The organism is Apilactobacillus micheneri (assembly GCF_006493595.1).
Classification (GTDB): Bacteria; Bacillota; Bacilli; order Lactobacillales; family Lactobacillaceae; genus Apilactobacillus; species Apilactobacillus micheneri.
Genome location: NZ_QUBI01000006.1, coordinates 48,773 through 64,596, shown reverse-complemented (window position 1 = coordinate 64,596; position 15,824 = coordinate 48,773). Strand labels below are relative to the sequence as shown.

The window sequence follows — 15,824 nt, the reverse complement described above, 5'->3', positions numbered from 1 at the left end:
TTGTACAAATTATCTAAACATGATATATTATACTTTGTATGTTTATGCATACTTGTTGTGGGAGGAGAAATCTAATCTCCAATTTTTACCACACACGGACTTAAGGAGGTATGTCTCGTGGCTAAAAAAGTAGCTAACGTAGTTAAATTACAAATTCCTGCGGGTAAAGCAACACCTGCTCCTCCAGTTGGACCTGCATTGGGTCAAGCTGGAATCAACATTATGGGATTCACTAAGGAATTCAATGCACGTACTGCTGATCAAGCAGGCATGTTAATTCCTGTTGTTATTTCTGTATATGAAGATCGTTCATTTGATTTCATTACTAAAACCCCACCTGCTTCAGTATTATTGAAGAAGGCTGCTGGTGTTGAACATGGTTCTGGTGAACCAAATTCTAACAAGGTTGCTAGTGTAACTAGTGATCAAGTTAAGGAAATCGCCGAAACTAAGATGAAAGATCTAAACGCAGCTGATGTTGAAGCCGCAATGCGTATGATCGAAGGTACTGCTCGTAGTATGGGATTCACTGTTGAAGGTTAATTTCATATTCAACATGTAAGTACCATAACACCTGACTAATTCAGATGTTATGTGGGAGGTTTATCCGTTACAACCACAATTGCAAGGAGGAAAACACAGATGGCTCAAAATAGAAGAGGTAAAAAGTATCAAGATGCTTTAAAACAAGTAGATCGTAATAAATCTTACTCAGTTGAAGAAGCAGTTGAACTTGTTAAAAAAATTGATTTTGCTAAATTTGATGCAACTGTTGAAGTTGTATTTAATTTAGACGTTGACACAAAACAAGCAGATCAACAATTACGTGGTGCTGTTGTCTTACCAAACGGTACAGGTAAAGACCAAAAAGTTGTTGTATTTGCTAAGGGTGACAAGGCTAAAGAAGCTGAAGAAGCTGGCGCAGACGTTGTTGGTGAAGCTGACTTAGCTGAAAAAATCCAAAATGGTTGGCTAGACTTTGATGTTGCTATTGCAACACCAGACATGATGGCTCAAGTTGGTCGTTTAGGCCGTGTTCTTGGACCAAAAGGTTTAATGCCTAACCCTAAGACTGGTACAGTTACTATGGACGTTAAGAAAGCTGTTTCTGATTCAAAATCAGGTAAAGTTACTTACCGTACTGACCGTGATGGTAACGTTGCAGTTATTATTGGTAAGTCATCATTTGATTCTGACAAATTAGTTGGTAACTTCAAGACAATTGAAGATTTAATTGTTAAGAATCGTCCAGCTTCTGTAAAAGGTTCATACATTACTAACTTATCAATTTCAACTACATTTGGCCCTGGTGTCAAAGTTGATCTTGATTCATTCTAAAGTTAAGTAATTAATTTGGAATTTAAAAATCTCTATTGACCATATTTTTATTATGTGGTAAATTATTATTGCTAATTAAATATGACTTCTACCTAAGACTTAGGTGGTATTTAATACCTTAATATCCTGACGAGGACTTTAAAACGGTTTCTCTATGTCTAGGTAGGCATGGGGATTTTTTATTAAATCCCAAAAAAATTTGGGAGGTGAAATAATGCCAAAGAAAGCAGTTATTGATGCTAAAGCTAAACGAGTAGAAGCTGTTACTGAAAAATTTAACAATGCTACTTCTGCTATCATTATTAACTATCGTGGTTTAAACGTTGAAGAAGTTACTGATTTACGTAAACAATTACGTGACTCAAACGTTGCTTTCAATGTTATTAAGAACAACATCGCTGTTCGTGCTTCTAAAGAAGCCGGATACGAAGAATTAGGTGATTTATTTAAGGGACCTACAGCCGTAGCATTCTCTGATGAAGATCCTATTGCTCCAGCTAAAATTTTAAAGAATTTTGCTGATAATACTGATGCTGTTGAACTTAAGGGTGGAATTCTTGAAAATAAGGTTGCTAGTCTTGACGAAATTGAAGAATTTGCTTCATTACCAAGTCGAGAAGAATCTATTTCTACTCTTGCCAACATCTTACAAGCACCTGTTCGTAAATTTGCTATTGCAGTTAAAGCAGTTGCCGAAAAAGATGATGGAGACGCAGCTTAGTTTCTAAATAAAAATTATAACTATCCAAATTGGAGGAAAATAAAATGGCTTTTGATAAAGACAATATTATTGAACAAATTAAAGAAGCTTCAATCACAGACCTAAACGACTTAGTTAAGGCAATTGAAGAAGAATTCGACGTTACAGCTGCTGCTGCTGCACCAGCTGCAGGTGCTGCTGATGGTGGCGCTGCTAAAGATTCATTCGACGTTGAACTAACTGAACCAGGTAACCAAAAGGTTAAGGCTATCAAGGTAGTTCGTGAAATCACTGGTAAGGGTCTAAAAGACTCAAAAGACCTAGTTGATGGTGCTCCTTCAGTAATTAAAGAAGGCGCTAAAGAAGACGAAGCTAACGACATCAAGTCAAAACTTGAAGAAGTTGGCGCAAGTGTTACTCTTAAGTAATAACTTTCTTTTAAAAAGACGTACAACATTTGTTGTGCGTCTTTTTTGTTAAAACTTGTTAACTTGTTTATAAATTGAGATAATAATATTAATAATATTATTATGGGGGAAATATATTTGAAAACTTTTTTTCGAAGATGTGCTGATTGGATAAATCGACACATGACAATAGTCAAAGTACTATTCGTTATATTTGTTTTAGGTGTTGTTATTCATGTTGGAATTTCTGAAGGATCAGAAATTAGTGGACATAAGATGGCACAAAGTTTTGCTACACAAACACCAATGTCGCTATTTATAATGATGATATTAGGTTTTATTGCAGTCTTACCAATGTTAATTTATGATTTTACAATTGTTGATTTTTTACCAGGAAAATTTAAGAAAACATATATTGCTAAAACGGGTTGGATTACCAATACACTTACTAATATTGCTGGCTTTGGTGGTGTTTTAGGTGCAAGTTTAAGAGCCAATTTTTATAGTAAAAACGCTACCAAAAAACAAATTTTATATGCCATTTCTAAAATAGTTATATTTTTATTGGCAGGTCTTTCAACTTATTGTTGGATAGCTTTAATAATGATGTTTTCTTTTGGCTTTGGCACTAATTCTTTTGATTGGTGGTGGTGGATAGTATTGATCTTAGGTGGTTTATACTTTCCATTATTACTTTTAATTACTAGAAAAACAAATTTGGATTACTTTAAAGATTTAAATCTAAAGTTAGAATTAAGATTAGTTATTGGTTCATTATTAGAATGGTTTGGTTGTGCATCTTTCTTCATGATTATTGGATTGTTTATGCATCAATCTATTAATATTATGGCAGTTTTCCCTGTATTCATTGTTGCCAATGTAATCGGGGTTGCTTCTTTAATACCGGGAGGAATAGGTAGCTTTGATAGTACAATGATGGCTGGATTATTATTTTTAGGAGTTTCTCCTAGCAGTGCAGTAGTTTGGCTATTATTATATAGAGCGTTTTATTATATTCTGCCGGTTGCTTTAGGGATTATTTTCTTTATCGCAGATTTGTTGCAAAGGTTCAATAAATTTTTGGATGATATTCCCAAAGTAATTTTACAAAGAATTGCACATATATTTATAACTATCTTTATGTATTTTTCTGGAATAATGATGTTGTTAGTAGCAGTTATTCCTAATTTAGTTTTAGTAAATAAATTTTATTTATCTTTAGAACCTTATACATTTTACTTTTTAGATCAATTAACAACCATTATTGTATCCTTCTTGTTAATTGGTTTTGCTAGAGGTTTTGGATCTAAAGTCAAAAAAGCTTTTTGGCCTACAACTATTTTATTAGCTATTTCTATTGGAAATACTCTTTGGAAAGAAGATTTTCCTACTAATATGGTGATCTTATCATTTTTATTAGTATTTGCACTATGGTTAAGTTATGGTGTCTTATATCGGGAAAAATTTACTTATTCATGGGGACATATCATAATAGATTTTGTCATATTTGGTCTTGCTTTTATCTTCTATGGTTTAATTGGTTTATTTACCAATTTTCAATTTACTAAATTTCCATTTCATTTTGCTAATTCGTATTTATTTCCATCACCTCAGGTTTGGTTTGCTGGATTCTTAGGATTAATTTTAGCTTGTTTAATTCTAATCTTGACCTATCGTTACTTGTCTTATACTAAAACTCAATGGTTAGATCAACCTTTTGATTCTAATCGGGTATTTAATGTAATTGAAGCTTATGGAGGTAATGAAGTTAGCCATTTGGCATATGTTAGAGATAAGGATATTTATTTCTATCAAGAAGATGGTAAAGATCAGTTATTCTTTATGTACAAGCGTCGTGCAAATAAAATTATCATTATGGGTGAACCTATTGGTAATATGGATAAATTAGACGATGCAGTTGATCAATTTATAAATGATAGCGATAATTTAGGATATTCATTAGTATTTTATGAAATTGGTGAAGAACTAACGATGCTATTACATGAAAAAGGTTTTAGTTTTACTAAAGCTGGAGAAGAAGGGCATGTTGTATTACAAGACTTCTCCATTTCAGGTAAAAAGCATCGTGGTGAAAGAGCTTTAATGAACAAATTTGATCGTGACGAATATAAATTTGAAATTATTCAACCACCATTTTCAAATGAGTTTATTAAAGAATTAAAGGTAGTTTCTGATCAATGGTTAAAAGGAAATCCTGAGAAGGGCTTTTCATTAGGTTATTTTGATAAATATTATTTAAGCCAGGCACCGATTGCTATTATGAAAGATAAAAATAATAAAATTGTTGCTTTCGCTAACATTATGCCAACGGGTGATCATGAAATGACATCAATTGATTTAATGAGATCAAGTAATGATGCACCTTCAGGTATAATGGATGGTATTTTCATTAACTTATTTAATCATGTTAAAGATCAAGGATATAAATCTTTTAATTTAGGAATGGCGCCACTATCTAATGTTGGGGAATCTAAATATAGCTTTATTGATGAAAAAATTTCTAATTTAATTTATAAATATGGAACTGCTTTTTATAGCTTCCAAGGTCTTCGCTCTTATAAGGAAAAATATGTACAAGAGTGGGCACCTAAATATATTTCTTATCGTCGAGGTAATTCATTAGTATTTACAATGCTTCAATTACTTATATTAGTAAATGAACATATTGATACCAATAAGAAGCCAAGTTTCTTTAAGAAATATTTTAAATAATATAAAATAAATGCTCTAAATGATTGAATAGATCGTTTAGAGCATTTTTTTGTAACAAAAAATGATGTATTCATTTTAATCTGAATACATCATTTTAATTTAATCACTTTAATGTTTAGGGTACCAAATCTTATAATCGTCTTTCTTCATTGCTTCAACTTTACCTAAACGATAACCATTACCAACTTGTGAGAAGAAGTCATGATTAGCAGTTGAAGTTGAGATTCCGTTCATAACGATAGGGTCAACATCTTCACTAGTATCAGGGAACAATGGATCTTGACCTAAATTCATTAATGCTTTATTAGCATTATAACGAATGAAAGCTAATACATCATCGGTCCAACCAACTTGATCATATAATAAGTGGGTGTATTTTTCTTCATTTTCATATAAATCATATAAGAAATTATACATCCAATCTTTTAAATCTTGTTGTTCATTTTTACCTAATTTATTAAAACCAATTTGGAATTTATATCCAATATAAGTTCCATGAACAGATTCATCACGAAGAATTAATTTAATAATTTCAGCGACATTAGGTAGTTTATTATGACCTAGATACAATAATGGTGTATAGAATCCAGAATAGAATAAGAATGTTTCTAGAAATACACTAGAGATTTTTTTCTTTAGTGGATTACCATCATCATGGTATAAATTATATATTTTCTTGGCTTTATTTTGCAAGAATTCTTCAGAGTCACTCCAGTCAAAAATTTCATTAATTTCTTCGGGAGTATTCAATGTTGAAAAAATTGAAGAATAACTTTTAGCATGGACAGATTCCATAAATTGAATATTATTTAAAACAGCAGTTTCGTGAGGAGTTACAATATCCTTTCTAAGAGCTGCCATTCCATCTTGTGATTGAAGGGTATCCAACAAAGTTAAACCACCAAATACGTGTCCAACTAACCATTTGTGGTCATCATCTAAAGTACGCCAGTCAGCTAAATCATTTGATAAAGGAATACGGGTATCTAACCAAAATTGTTCAGTTAATTTTTCCCAAGTTGCTTTATCAATTTGATCACTAACAGCATTCCAATTGATTGCTTTATAATTATCCATCTTACTTAGCTCCTTACTTAATTAGATTGAGCAACTTTCACACTCATTAACACCAACTTCTTGGTTATCATCTGTGTATGTTCTTACATAATACAATGATTTTATGCCCATTGCATGTGCATAATTTCTTAAAATATTTAAATCACGAGTTGTCATCTTATCAGTACGACCATCTTTCCATTCATATAGTCCTTCAGGAATAGTTGAGCGCATAAATAGAGTAAGACTTAAACTTTGATCGACATGTTCTTGTGCAGCTGCGTAAATATTGATTACTTTACGCATATCAATATCATATGCTGATTTGTAATATTTTAATGTTTCATTAGATAAGTATGGAGCAGGGTAATAGATTTTACCAGTCTTGGATTCATATCTTTCTTCAACTTTACTAATAATAGGGTGAAGACTAGCTGTTGAATCATTAATATATGAAATGGAACCATTAGGAGCAACTGCTAATCTATTTTGATGATAGATACCATCTTTCATAACATCTTGCTTTAATTCATTCCAATCATCTTCATTTGGAACAAAGACATTGTTAAAGATAGATTTAATCTTATCTGATTTTGGACCCCAATATTTATTAGTGTATTTATCGAAGTATGATCCATCAGCATATTTACTATTTTCAAAATTGCTGAAAGTTTCTTTTCTTTCTCTAGCAATTTTATTAGAAGCAACTAAAGTCCAATAGTTAAGTAACATAAAGTAAACACTAGTAAATTCAACAGATTCATCTGAACCATATTCAATTTTATTTTTAGCTAAGAAACTGTGTAGTCCCATACCACCTAGACCAATACTGTGTGATAATTCATTTCCACGTTGAATAGAAGGTACAACATCAATATCTGAATGATCAGTTACAAATGTTAATGCTCTAACCATAGAATCAACTGATTTACCAAAATCAGGACTATCCATTAAATTAACAATATTTGTTGATCCTAAATTACATGAAACATCGGTACCTTTTTCAATATAATCTTGCTTATTATCAACAGTTGATGGTTGTTGCACTTGCATAATTTCTGAACATAAATTACTCATCACAATTTTTCCATCGATTGGATTAGCTCGATTAGCGGTATCAATATTCATGATGTAAGGGTAACCTGATTCTTGTTGTAATTTACTAATTTCGGTTTCAATGTCACGAGCTTCAACTTTTGTCTTTTTGATTTCATCATTTGCGACCATATTGTCATATTCTTTTGTAATATCGACATATGAGAAAGGTTCGCCATATATTCTTTCCACATCATATGGGCTAAATAGGTACATATCTTCATCATTTTTAGCCAATTCATAAAATTTATCTGGAACTGTAATTCCTAATGATAAAGTTTTAACACGAATTTTTTCATCAGCATTTTCTTTCTTAGCAGATAAGAAAGAAATGATATCGGGATGAAATACACTTAGATAAACAGCACCAGCACCTTGTCTTTGTCCCAATTGATTGGAATATGAAAAACTATCTTCTAATAGTTTCATAACAGGTACTACACCAGAAGCAGCGCCTTCGATATGTTTAATTGGATCACCAGCTGCACGTAGATTTGAAAGATTAATTCCAACTCCACCACCAATTCTAGATAATTGTAGGGCAGAGTTAATAGTTCTTCCTATTGTGTTCATGTTATCAGTAGGTTGAATTAAGAAACATGATACAAATTCACCACGACGTTTTCTACCAGCATTTAAAAATGAAGGAGTGGCTGGTTGGTATCTTTGATGGACAATTTCATTTGCTAAATCTAAAGCTAATTCTTCATTCCCATCAGCAAATAGGAGTGCATTCATTGCTACACGATCAATAAATTGTTCAAGATAATATTCACCATCATTAGTTTTTAAAGCATATTGAGCGTAAAATTTATATGCAGCCATAAAAGATTTAAAGTGGAAGTTTTGTTCTTTTAAGTATTGATATATTTTTTCAATAAATTTGAAATCATATTTATCTACGAAATCTTTTTCAATATATTGTTTTTTAATTAAATAATCAAAACGTTCTTTTAATGAAGAAAACTTTTTTAAGTTAGGTTCTACATTTTCTTTAAGAAAAGCATCCAAGGCTTCTTTATCTTTATTCAATTGGATCTTACCATCTTTAGGGATGTTAATTTCGTTATTTAAACCATAATAAGTAACATCTTTTAGGTCCTTTAATGACATTTACAACCACTCTTTCATAATTTTTTGATTATTAGATAAAATATGGCGAGACCATTAGCGGTTTCGCCAAAAATTAAATTTTATAATATAATGTATTTATTAACAACTATGCTAATTGACTTAATTGATCTGGTCTAAAGCCTGAAATAGCATTCATACCTTCAGCTTCAACTACAGGTAATGACATAAAACCTTTTTCTTTTAGGTAGTCAACATATTCTGGTTGTTCATTAATATTTTTTTCAACAAATTCAATATTATGTTCTCCTAAGAAACGTTTAGTCATTTTGCATTGCATACAGTTATTTTTTGAATATACGGTAACTTTTTCCATGATATAATGATCCTTTCTAGTTGTTAATTTATTCCGTCCATCGGATTAATTTATATATAAATTCTACACCAGAAAATTAAAAAATCAAACATAAAAACACCATATTTAGTATTGAAAGATTTCTAAACATACCAAGTATAGTGTTTTGTTGATTTTAAAAAATTTATAAATATTTTTTTAGAAGCGAGTGATATAAAAATGAACGAGTACTATTATACACCTAACCCAGATGTTGTCCATGAACTCCATACATGGAAATATGAATTGTTAGGAAATGATTTGAAATTTACTACTGATAATGGCGTTTTTTCAAAAAGAACAGTTGATTATGGATCATCAACTTTAGTTAAAAATATAAATATGTATAAAATACCAGCTGGTAATATCCTAGATTTAGGTTGCGGATATGGACCGATGGGGATTGCGTTAGCTAAAAAGTATCCAAATCGTGTTTTTGAAATGGTAGATGTGAATAATTTAGCTTTATCTTTAGCCCAAAAAAATGCCGAACAAAATTCAGTTAAAAATGTTAAAATTCATAATTCAGATATTTATGAAAATGTTAAAGACAGATTTGCTGCTATTTTAACTAATCCGCCCGTTAGAGCCGGTAAAAAGGTTGTAAATAATATGATCTCAGGTTCTTTAGAGCATTTAGTTCAAAATGGTACGCTAACAGTGGTTCTGCAAAAAAAGCAAGGGGCACCATCGGCTAAAAAATTAATGAATTCATTGTTTGGAAATTGTAAAATCATTCGTAAGGATAAGGGGTATTACATTTTAGAAAGTACTTTTGAAGGTTAATTTATTATGAATGAATATTTTATGAAAGAAGCTTTATATGAAGCTAAAAAAGCTAGCTTGATTAATGAAGTGCCCATAGGTGCAGTGGTCGTTAAAGATAGTAATATTATTGGTCGTGGTCATAATTTAAGGGAACATAGCAATAATGCTCTTGATCATGCTGAAATTATTGCAATTGATGAAGCTTGTCGTTATTTAAAAAGTTGGCGATTAGAAAATTGTGATTTATATGTAACAATTGAACCATGTTTAATGTGCGCAGGAGCGATAATAAATTCCAGAATTAAAAATTTATACTATGGAGCACCTGATTACAAGGCTGGAGTATCTGAAAGTTTATATCATATATTTAATGATCAAAGATTTAATCATCATGTGAATGTAGAAAAAGGTATTTTAGCTGATCAAGCTAGTTGTGCAATGAAAACTTTTTTTAAGAAAGCTAGAAAGCGTAAAAAGTTATTAAAAAAATTAAACAATAGTCTTGATAAATAATAATAAATCAGTTAGTATTATTTATGTCGAAAGACCTTGAAGCAAAGTTGTGTTTACGAACCGTGTCAGATCCGAGAGGAAGCAGCACTAAGTATTCTACGCTTGTGCTTCTTGTTTTTTATGTAATTAAACTCTTAGTCAATTGATGGCTAGGAGCTTTTTTTTACTCCAAATAATTTTTTAGTTTATGTATGCAATAGCATAATTGTTAAATAGCATATATAATATAATTAATATTTAACATTTGAAAGGGAGTTTTTCATGAGCTATCAAGCTTTATACCGTGTTTGGCGTCCGCAACGTTTTGATGACGTAATTGGTCAGGATGTTATTACTACTACTTTAAAAAATGCAATCATTACTAATCAATTAAGTCATGCTTATTTATTTGCGGGACCTCGTGGAACTGGAAAAACTTCGGCTGCTAAAATTTTAGCTAAAGCTATTAATTGTCCCAATAAACAAAATGGTGAGCCTTGCAATGAATGTGATATTTGTAAAAGCATTACTAATGGAACTTTAAACGATGTAATTGAAATTGATGCTGCCTCAAATAATGGGGTTGAAGAGATTAGAGAAGTACGTGATAAGGCTAAATATGCACCAACAGAAGCTGAATATAAAGTTTATATTATTGATGAAGTTCATATGCTATCAACAGGTGCTTTCAATGCTTTACTGAAAACATTAGAAGAACCACCTGCACATGTTATCTTTATTTTAGCTACAACTGAACCACAAAAGATTCCAGCTACCATTATTTCAAGAGTTCAAAGATTTGATTTTAGAAGGATTACTTCTAAAGATATTTTGGATAGAATGGAATTTATTTTAAAACAAAAAAATATGGACTATGATGATAAAGCTTTAAAGGTAATTGCTAAGTCAGCTGAGGGTGGTATGCGTGATGCTTTAAGTATTTTAGACCAGGTTTTATCATTTGGTTCTGATCATGTAACTTATGAAAATGCATTACAGGTTACTGGAAGTGTGACTAAAACAGTCATGACTAAATATTTGTATTGTGTTATTCAACATGATGTCAAATCAGCATTAATGAATGTTCAAGACATTTTAAAAGAGGGAAAAGATGCTAGCAGATTTATCGAAGACTTAATCAATTATTGTCAAGATATTCTATTGTATCAACAATCTCCTGAAATGGTTGAATCCGCTGAGTTAGGAATTATTGATGATGATTTTAAAAGTTTATCTAAACAAATTAATGATCAAGTAGTTTATAAAATGATTAACCAGTTAAATGATGTTCAATCTCAAATGCGTTATACAATGCATCCAGATGTATATTTAGATGTCCTAACTGTTAAATTATCTAACAATTATGATGTTAAAAATGAACCTAATGATGATAATTCAAAATTAAAGCAACAAATTCAACATTTAAATGAGCAAGTTTCTTCATTGAATGATCAGATTAATCAATTAAATAGTGGAAAAAGTAAGCAACCAATAAGTGGGCAACAAACGGTATCTAATCAAAGTGCTGAAACAATTAATAAACCTAAAGCAAAAACTTCTAATAAGGGAGCAAGAGTCAACTTAAGTAAAGTTTATCCAGTGTTGGATAATGCTACTCGTGAAAACTTAAATAATTTGCAAAATATTTGGGATGAATTATTACAATCATTGGATGTTACGCAACGTGCGATGATGCATGTTTCTAAGCCAGTTGCTGCAAGTAATAATGGTGTAATTGTTTCTTTTGAATATCCTTTCTTATTCCAAAAAGCTAATTCAGACACTGAACTTAGTGATGCATTAGAAAATGGAATGGATCGTATTTTAGGTTATGTTCCTAAAATTGTATTTGTGCCAAGTGATAGATGGCCAGAAATTAGAAAAGATTATTTAGTTAATCGAAAAAATAATCACGAAGAATCCGAAAATAATAACGATTCAGAACATTCTACTATTGAAAAAAATGAAGAAAAACATGATAATAATGTTGAGAACAATCCAGATGATTCAGAGATTGTGAAAAAAGCCAAAGATATGTTTGGTGAGGATATTATCAATTTAAAAAATGATTAAGGAGATATAAGACTTATGATGAATGGTATGAACATGGGAAAGATGATGAAACAAGTTAAACAAATGCAAAAACAAATGGGTGCTGAACAAGAACAAATCAATAGTAAAGAATTTACTGGTAAGGCTCCTGAAGATATGGTTAAGGTAGTTTTTTCTGGTGATCGTAAAATGAAAGATATGCAAATTAAGCCAGAAGCTATTGATCCAGATGATCCAGACATGATGTCTGATTTAGTAATTAGTGCGGTTAATGATGCACTATCACAAATTGATAAAGAAACTCAAGATTCATTAGGTAAATACACTAAGGGAATTCCTGGGATGTAATTTTATAAAGAAGGTATATTATGCAATATCCTGAACCAGTTGCTAAGCTAATCGATAGTTTTATGCGCTTACCTGGAATTGGGCATAAAACAGCGATTAGATTAGCTTATTTTGTAGTAGATATGAATGCTGATGATGTTTCCAAGTTTTCATCTGCTTTGAAAGAAACTAAAGATAAATTAAGATATTGTTCTATATGTGGAAATCTAACTGAAGAAGATCCATGTGTTATTTGTAAGGATAAAAGTCGTGACCAAAATATTGTATTGGTTGTGGAACAGCCTAAAGATATTATGGTTATGGAAAAAATGAAAAGTTATCATGGCTTATACCATGTACTTGGTGGAGTTCTTTCTCCAATTGAAGGCACTGGGCCAGAAGATTTGAACATTAAATCTTTAATTAAACGATTGCAGACTAATTCCAATATTAAAGAAGTAATCATTGCAACTAATGCTACGCCTGAGGGTGAAGCTACAGCTATGTATCTTTCCAGGTTAATCAAGCCAGCTGGAATTAAAGTTACTAGATTAGCACATGGACTATCAGTTGGCAGTGATATTGAGTATGCTGATGAAATGACTTTGTCTAGAGCGGTTTCTGGTAGAACTGAAATATAGAGGTGTTAAAAATGTTAGGTTTTAGAAAAAATTTTAAAAATGTGGGTGCACAATATGATGAATTTCTATTAGATTCTATTGACCGAGCAAAAGATAAATGGGATAAGGCTCAAGAAACTGAAAGAGCAGTTTCAGAAATTGATGAAGAAATTATCGCTCAAACTCAATTATCTAAAGCCAAGTATTTATTTTTATACCGAGAAGCAAGAGAACGTAATGTTCATAACAATAGAATTCAATCTTCAGTAATAGATTATTAAATAAAAAAGTGTTAAAGTCTTTTTCAGATTTTGACACTTTTTTTCATTTGTTGAAAAGTAAAAATTAAAGTACAATTGTTACATAAATAAAAAAAGTGAGTGAATTAATATGGCAGGTAAATTTGTTACTTTTGAGGGCCCTGATGGTGCAGGTAAAACGACTGTACTAAATAAATTATTAGATAATTTACAACTTAAATTGGGATCTAAATTAGTTACCAGTCGTGAACCTGGTGGTAATCACATTGCTGAAAGTATCAGAAATGTGATTTTAGATCGTGAAAATACTAAAATGGACTCTAGAACTGAAGCATTATTATATGCAGCCTCTAGAAGACAAAATATTGTCCAAACAGTCAAACCTGCTTTGAACGAAAATAAGTTAGTAATATGTGATCGTTTTTTAGATAGTTCGATTGCTTATCAAGGCGGTGGTCGTAAAATTGGTGAACAACTAGTTTATGATATGAATCAATTTGCTACTGAAGGATTCTTACCGGACTTAACAATTTATTTTGATATTCCAGTTGAAGTTGGATTAAAAAGAATTGCTAAGAATCGCAATGCTAATGATATTGATCGATTGGATGTTGAGACAGTCGATTTTCATAAGCGTGTTCATAAAGCTTATCAAGACATTGTTCATGATAATCCTGATCGGGTGAAAGTTGTTGATGCTACTAAGCCAATAGCAGATGTTTATAGTGATGTTTTAAGTATTATGAAAAAGCATGTTAATGAATTTATGTAACAATAATTTTAAGGAGTGAATTATAATGAAATTATTAATTGTAATTATTCAAAATAAAGATGCTAATAAACTTCAATCTCAATTCGTAAAAAATAGTATTCAACAAACTAAGTTATCAACCACTGGTGGTTTTTTAAAGTCTGGTAATACTACTTTTATGATTGGAATCAAAGATGAAAGAGTACAAGAAGTTCTGGATTTGATTAAGAAAGTTTCTAGAAAACGCGAACAATATATGACCCCTCCAGTTAATTTAGATGGTGGAGTATCTGATGCTTCTTACCCCGTTAAAATTGAAGTTGGTGGATCTATTGTTATGGAAATGCCAATGGATAATCTTTATCATTTCTAATTGAGGTAATTTAATGAATGAAAACAACGTAATTAATGAAGTAACTAATAAACAACCTCATCTATCTGAAAACTTTATTAAAGTTATTGCAAGAAATGAATTATCTCATTCATATCTATTTAATGGCGAATCTGGAGTTGGTAAGTTAGCTCTTGCTTTGTTTATTACGATGGGAATTTTTTGCCCCAATCGTAAAAATGGCTATCCTTGTGGACAATGTAATGAATGTCGGCGTATTACTGAACAGCAACATCCAGACGTTGTTATTATAAAGCCTGATGGTCAAAGTATAAAAGTTGATCAGGTTAGATATTTAAAAGACGAATTTTCTAAAAGTGGTCTTGAAGGAAACAAAAAGGTATTCATTATTCAAGATGCAGAAAAAATGACTAGTGGAGCTGCTAATAGTCTTTTGAAGTTTATTGAAGAACCTGGTAACAATATTTTTTCATTTCTACTAACTACTAATATGAATTTGATTTTACCTACAATTATTTCTAGAACTCAGGTTATTGAATTACAACATTTGGATACCGATTCTTTTGAAGACAAGTTAAGTAAGATGGGTATTCTTAAAAGCCAATTGCATTTAGTTAATAAATTAACCAACAGTACTGAAATGGTAAAAGTTTGGCAAGAGGATGATTGGTTAAGTAAAATGCAAAATTCAGTTGGAAATTGGTTTGATTTAATCGTAAATAATGATGCAGAAGCATTTGTTACTATTCAATCTAATTTCATGCCATTAGTAATTGACAAAGATCATAGAGCACCGGTTATTAATATGATGATTGCCATTTTTGAAGATGTATTAAACTATAAATATTTAAAACTGGGTCAATTTAGCTTTCCAAATAACGAAAAAAATATAGAATTACTTGCTAATAAAATTTCATCTAAAACCTTAGTTCAAATTTTAGAAATCATTTTAGGGTGTAATAAACAAATATCAATTAATGTTAGTTTTCAAAATATATTAGAATCGATAACACTAAAGATTATGAACATTTTAAACCAATAATTAATTTAAAAAATGGAGTGGATTTTAATTGGACAAACGTGAATTATATGATGGATTCAAAAATATGGAAGCACAAACTCAATTAATGCTAACTAAATTTTCTGAATTAAGAGAGGGTTTAGCTGAAGTGTTAGAAGAAAACGCGGAATTAAAAATTGAAAATCAACATCTCCATGAATTTATAGAAGAACAAAAAATTGATGATAAAAACGTTGAAAGTATTAAAGAACCTCGCTTGTCTAAATCACGTAAAAATTTAGAAAAACTTTACAATGAAGGTTTTCATGTATGTAATCAATTTTATGGGACTCATCGTGAAGATAATGAAAGCTGTATCTTCTGCAACGAAATTTTAAATAGATAGTT

The 15,824-nt window shown here is 30.8% G+C and carries 18 protein-coding genes, 1 other RNA gene and 1 other annotated feature; of the genes, 16 read left to right on the top strand and 3 right to left on the bottom strand.

The features are described 5' to 3' along the window. Window positions 1-117 precede the first annotated feature (117 nt). From rplK to mprF, 5 genes are all read left to right on the top strand, one after another. Window positions 118-543 (top strand): 50S ribosomal protein L11, encoded by a 426-nt coding sequence (rplK, locus tag DY123_RS06665; protein ID WP_105964962.1) that lies wholly within the window; start codon window positions 118-120, stop codon window positions 541-543. Between the two features lie 99 nt (window positions 544-642). Further along, window positions 643-1,338, top strand: coding sequence for a 50S ribosomal protein L1 (gene rplA / locus DY123_RS06660; RefSeq protein ID WP_140924431.1), 696 nt, complete (start codon window positions 643-645; stop codon window positions 1,336-1,338). A gap of 73 nt (window positions 1,339-1,411) precedes the next feature. After that, window positions 1,412-1,528, top strand: a sequence feature (ribosomal protein L10 leader region). A 24-nt stretch (window positions 1,529-1,552) separates the two neighbouring features. Then, a complete protein-coding gene (rplJ, locus tag DY123_RS06655) occupies window positions 1,553-2,059 on the top strand; it encodes a 50S ribosomal protein L10 (protein WP_105964960.1) in 507 nt (168 codons plus the stop codon). Between the two features lie 44 nt (window positions 2,060-2,103). Next, window positions 2,104-2,466, top strand: coding sequence for a 50S ribosomal protein L7/L12 (gene rplL / locus DY123_RS06650; RefSeq protein WP_105964959.1), 363 nt, complete (start codon window positions 2,104-2,106; stop codon window positions 2,464-2,466). A gap of 117 nt (window positions 2,467-2,583) precedes the next feature. Further along, the gene (gene mprF / locus DY123_RS06645; RefSeq protein ID WP_318530776.1) at window positions 2,584-5,178 is read left to right on the top strand and encodes a bifunctional lysylphosphatidylglycerol flippase/synthetase MprF; all 2,595 of its coding nucleotides are present in this window, start codon (window positions 2,584-2,586) and stop codon (window positions 5,176-5,178) included. Window positions 5,179-5,286: 108 nt separating this feature from the next. On the opposite strand, the gene nrdF is transcribed toward mprF, so the two are convergent. From nrdF to DY123_RS06630, 3 genes are all read right to left on the bottom strand, one after another. Beyond that, the gene (nrdF, locus tag DY123_RS06640; RefSeq protein ID WP_140924427.1) at window positions 5,287-6,255 is read right to left on the bottom strand and encodes a class 1b ribonucleoside-diphosphate reductase subunit beta; all 969 of its coding nucleotides are present in this window, start codon (window positions 6,253-6,255) and stop codon (window positions 5,287-5,289) included. Between the two features lie 21 nt (window positions 6,256-6,276). Then, a complete protein-coding gene (gene nrdE, locus DY123_RS06635; protein ID WP_140936465.1) occupies window positions 6,277-8,442 on the bottom strand; it encodes a class 1b ribonucleoside-diphosphate reductase subunit alpha in 2,166 nt (721 codons plus the stop codon). Window positions 8,443-8,548: 106 nt separating this feature from the next. After that, entirely contained in the window at window positions 8,549-8,776 is a 228-nt protein-coding gene (locus tag DY123_RS06630) for a redoxin NrdH (protein WP_105964955.1), read from the bottom strand. 198 nt (window positions 8,777-8,974) lie between these two features. Here DY123_RS06630 and DY123_RS06625 point away from each other — a divergent pair, with 198 nt between their 5' ends. The 11 genes from DY123_RS06625 to DY123_RS06575 all read left to right on the top strand — a co-directional run bounded on the left by DY123_RS06625 (window position 8,975) and on the right by DY123_RS06575 (window position 15,822). After that, window positions 8,975-9,580 (top strand): class I SAM-dependent methyltransferase, encoded by a 606-nt coding sequence (locus DY123_RS06625; protein ID WP_181398811.1) that lies wholly within the window; start codon window positions 8,975-8,977, stop codon window positions 9,578-9,580. Between the two features lie 6 nt (window positions 9,581-9,586). Further along, complete coding sequence (gene tadA, locus DY123_RS06620; RefSeq protein ID WP_140924422.1) at window positions 9,587-10,075, top strand: tRNA adenosine(34) deaminase TadA; 489 nt, start codon at window positions 9,587-9,589, stop codon at window positions 10,073-10,075. Between the two features lie 28 nt (window positions 10,076-10,103). Beyond that, window positions 10,104-10,199: signal recognition particle sRNA small type (gene ffs / locus DY123_RS06615), an RNA gene on the top strand. 137 nt (window positions 10,200-10,336) lie between these two features. After that, window positions 10,337-12,127, top strand: coding sequence for a DNA polymerase III subunit gamma/tau (gene dnaX / locus DY123_RS06610; RefSeq protein WP_140924421.1), 1,791 nt, complete (start codon window positions 10,337-10,339; stop codon window positions 12,125-12,127). A 15-nt stretch (window positions 12,128-12,142) separates the two neighbouring features. Beyond that, window positions 12,143-12,454 carry a YbaB/EbfC family nucleoid-associated protein gene (locus DY123_RS06605; protein ID WP_105957047.1) on the top strand — a complete coding sequence of 104 codons (312 nt, stop codon included), beginning with the start codon at window positions 12,143-12,145 and terminating at the stop codon, window positions 12,452-12,454. 20 nt (window positions 12,455-12,474) lie between these two features. Continuing rightward, window positions 12,475-13,074, top strand: a complete 600-nt coding sequence (recR, locus tag DY123_RS06600; RefSeq protein WP_105964951.1) for a recombination mediator RecR — start codon at window positions 12,475-12,477, stop codon at window positions 13,072-13,074. 11 nt (window positions 13,075-13,085) lie between these two features. After that, a complete protein-coding gene (locus tag DY123_RS06595) occupies window positions 13,086-13,334 on the top strand; it encodes a YaaL family protein (protein ID WP_105988134.1) in 249 nt (82 codons plus the stop codon). 109 nt (window positions 13,335-13,443) lie between these two features. Then, window positions 13,444-14,085: a dTMP kinase gene (gene tmk / locus DY123_RS06590; protein ID WP_108982804.1), complete on the top strand. Its 642-nt coding sequence runs from the start codon at window positions 13,444-13,446 to the stop codon at window positions 14,083-14,085. A gap of 25 nt (window positions 14,086-14,110) precedes the next feature. Continuing rightward, window positions 14,111-14,437: a cyclic-di-AMP receptor gene (locus DY123_RS06585; protein ID WP_108982803.1), complete on the top strand. Its 327-nt coding sequence runs from the start codon at window positions 14,111-14,113 to the stop codon at window positions 14,435-14,437. Window positions 14,438-14,450: 13 nt separating this feature from the next. Further along, window positions 14,451-15,458, top strand: a complete 1,008-nt coding sequence (gene holB, locus DY123_RS06580; RefSeq protein ID WP_140924419.1) for a DNA polymerase III subunit delta' — start codon at window positions 14,451-14,453, stop codon at window positions 15,456-15,458. Window positions 15,459-15,486: 28 nt separating this feature from the next. Beyond that, window positions 15,487-15,822, top strand: coding sequence for a DNA replication initiation control protein YabA (locus DY123_RS06575; RefSeq protein WP_105964947.1), 336 nt, complete (start codon window positions 15,487-15,489; stop codon window positions 15,820-15,822). Window positions 15,823-15,824: the final 2 nt, after the last annotated feature.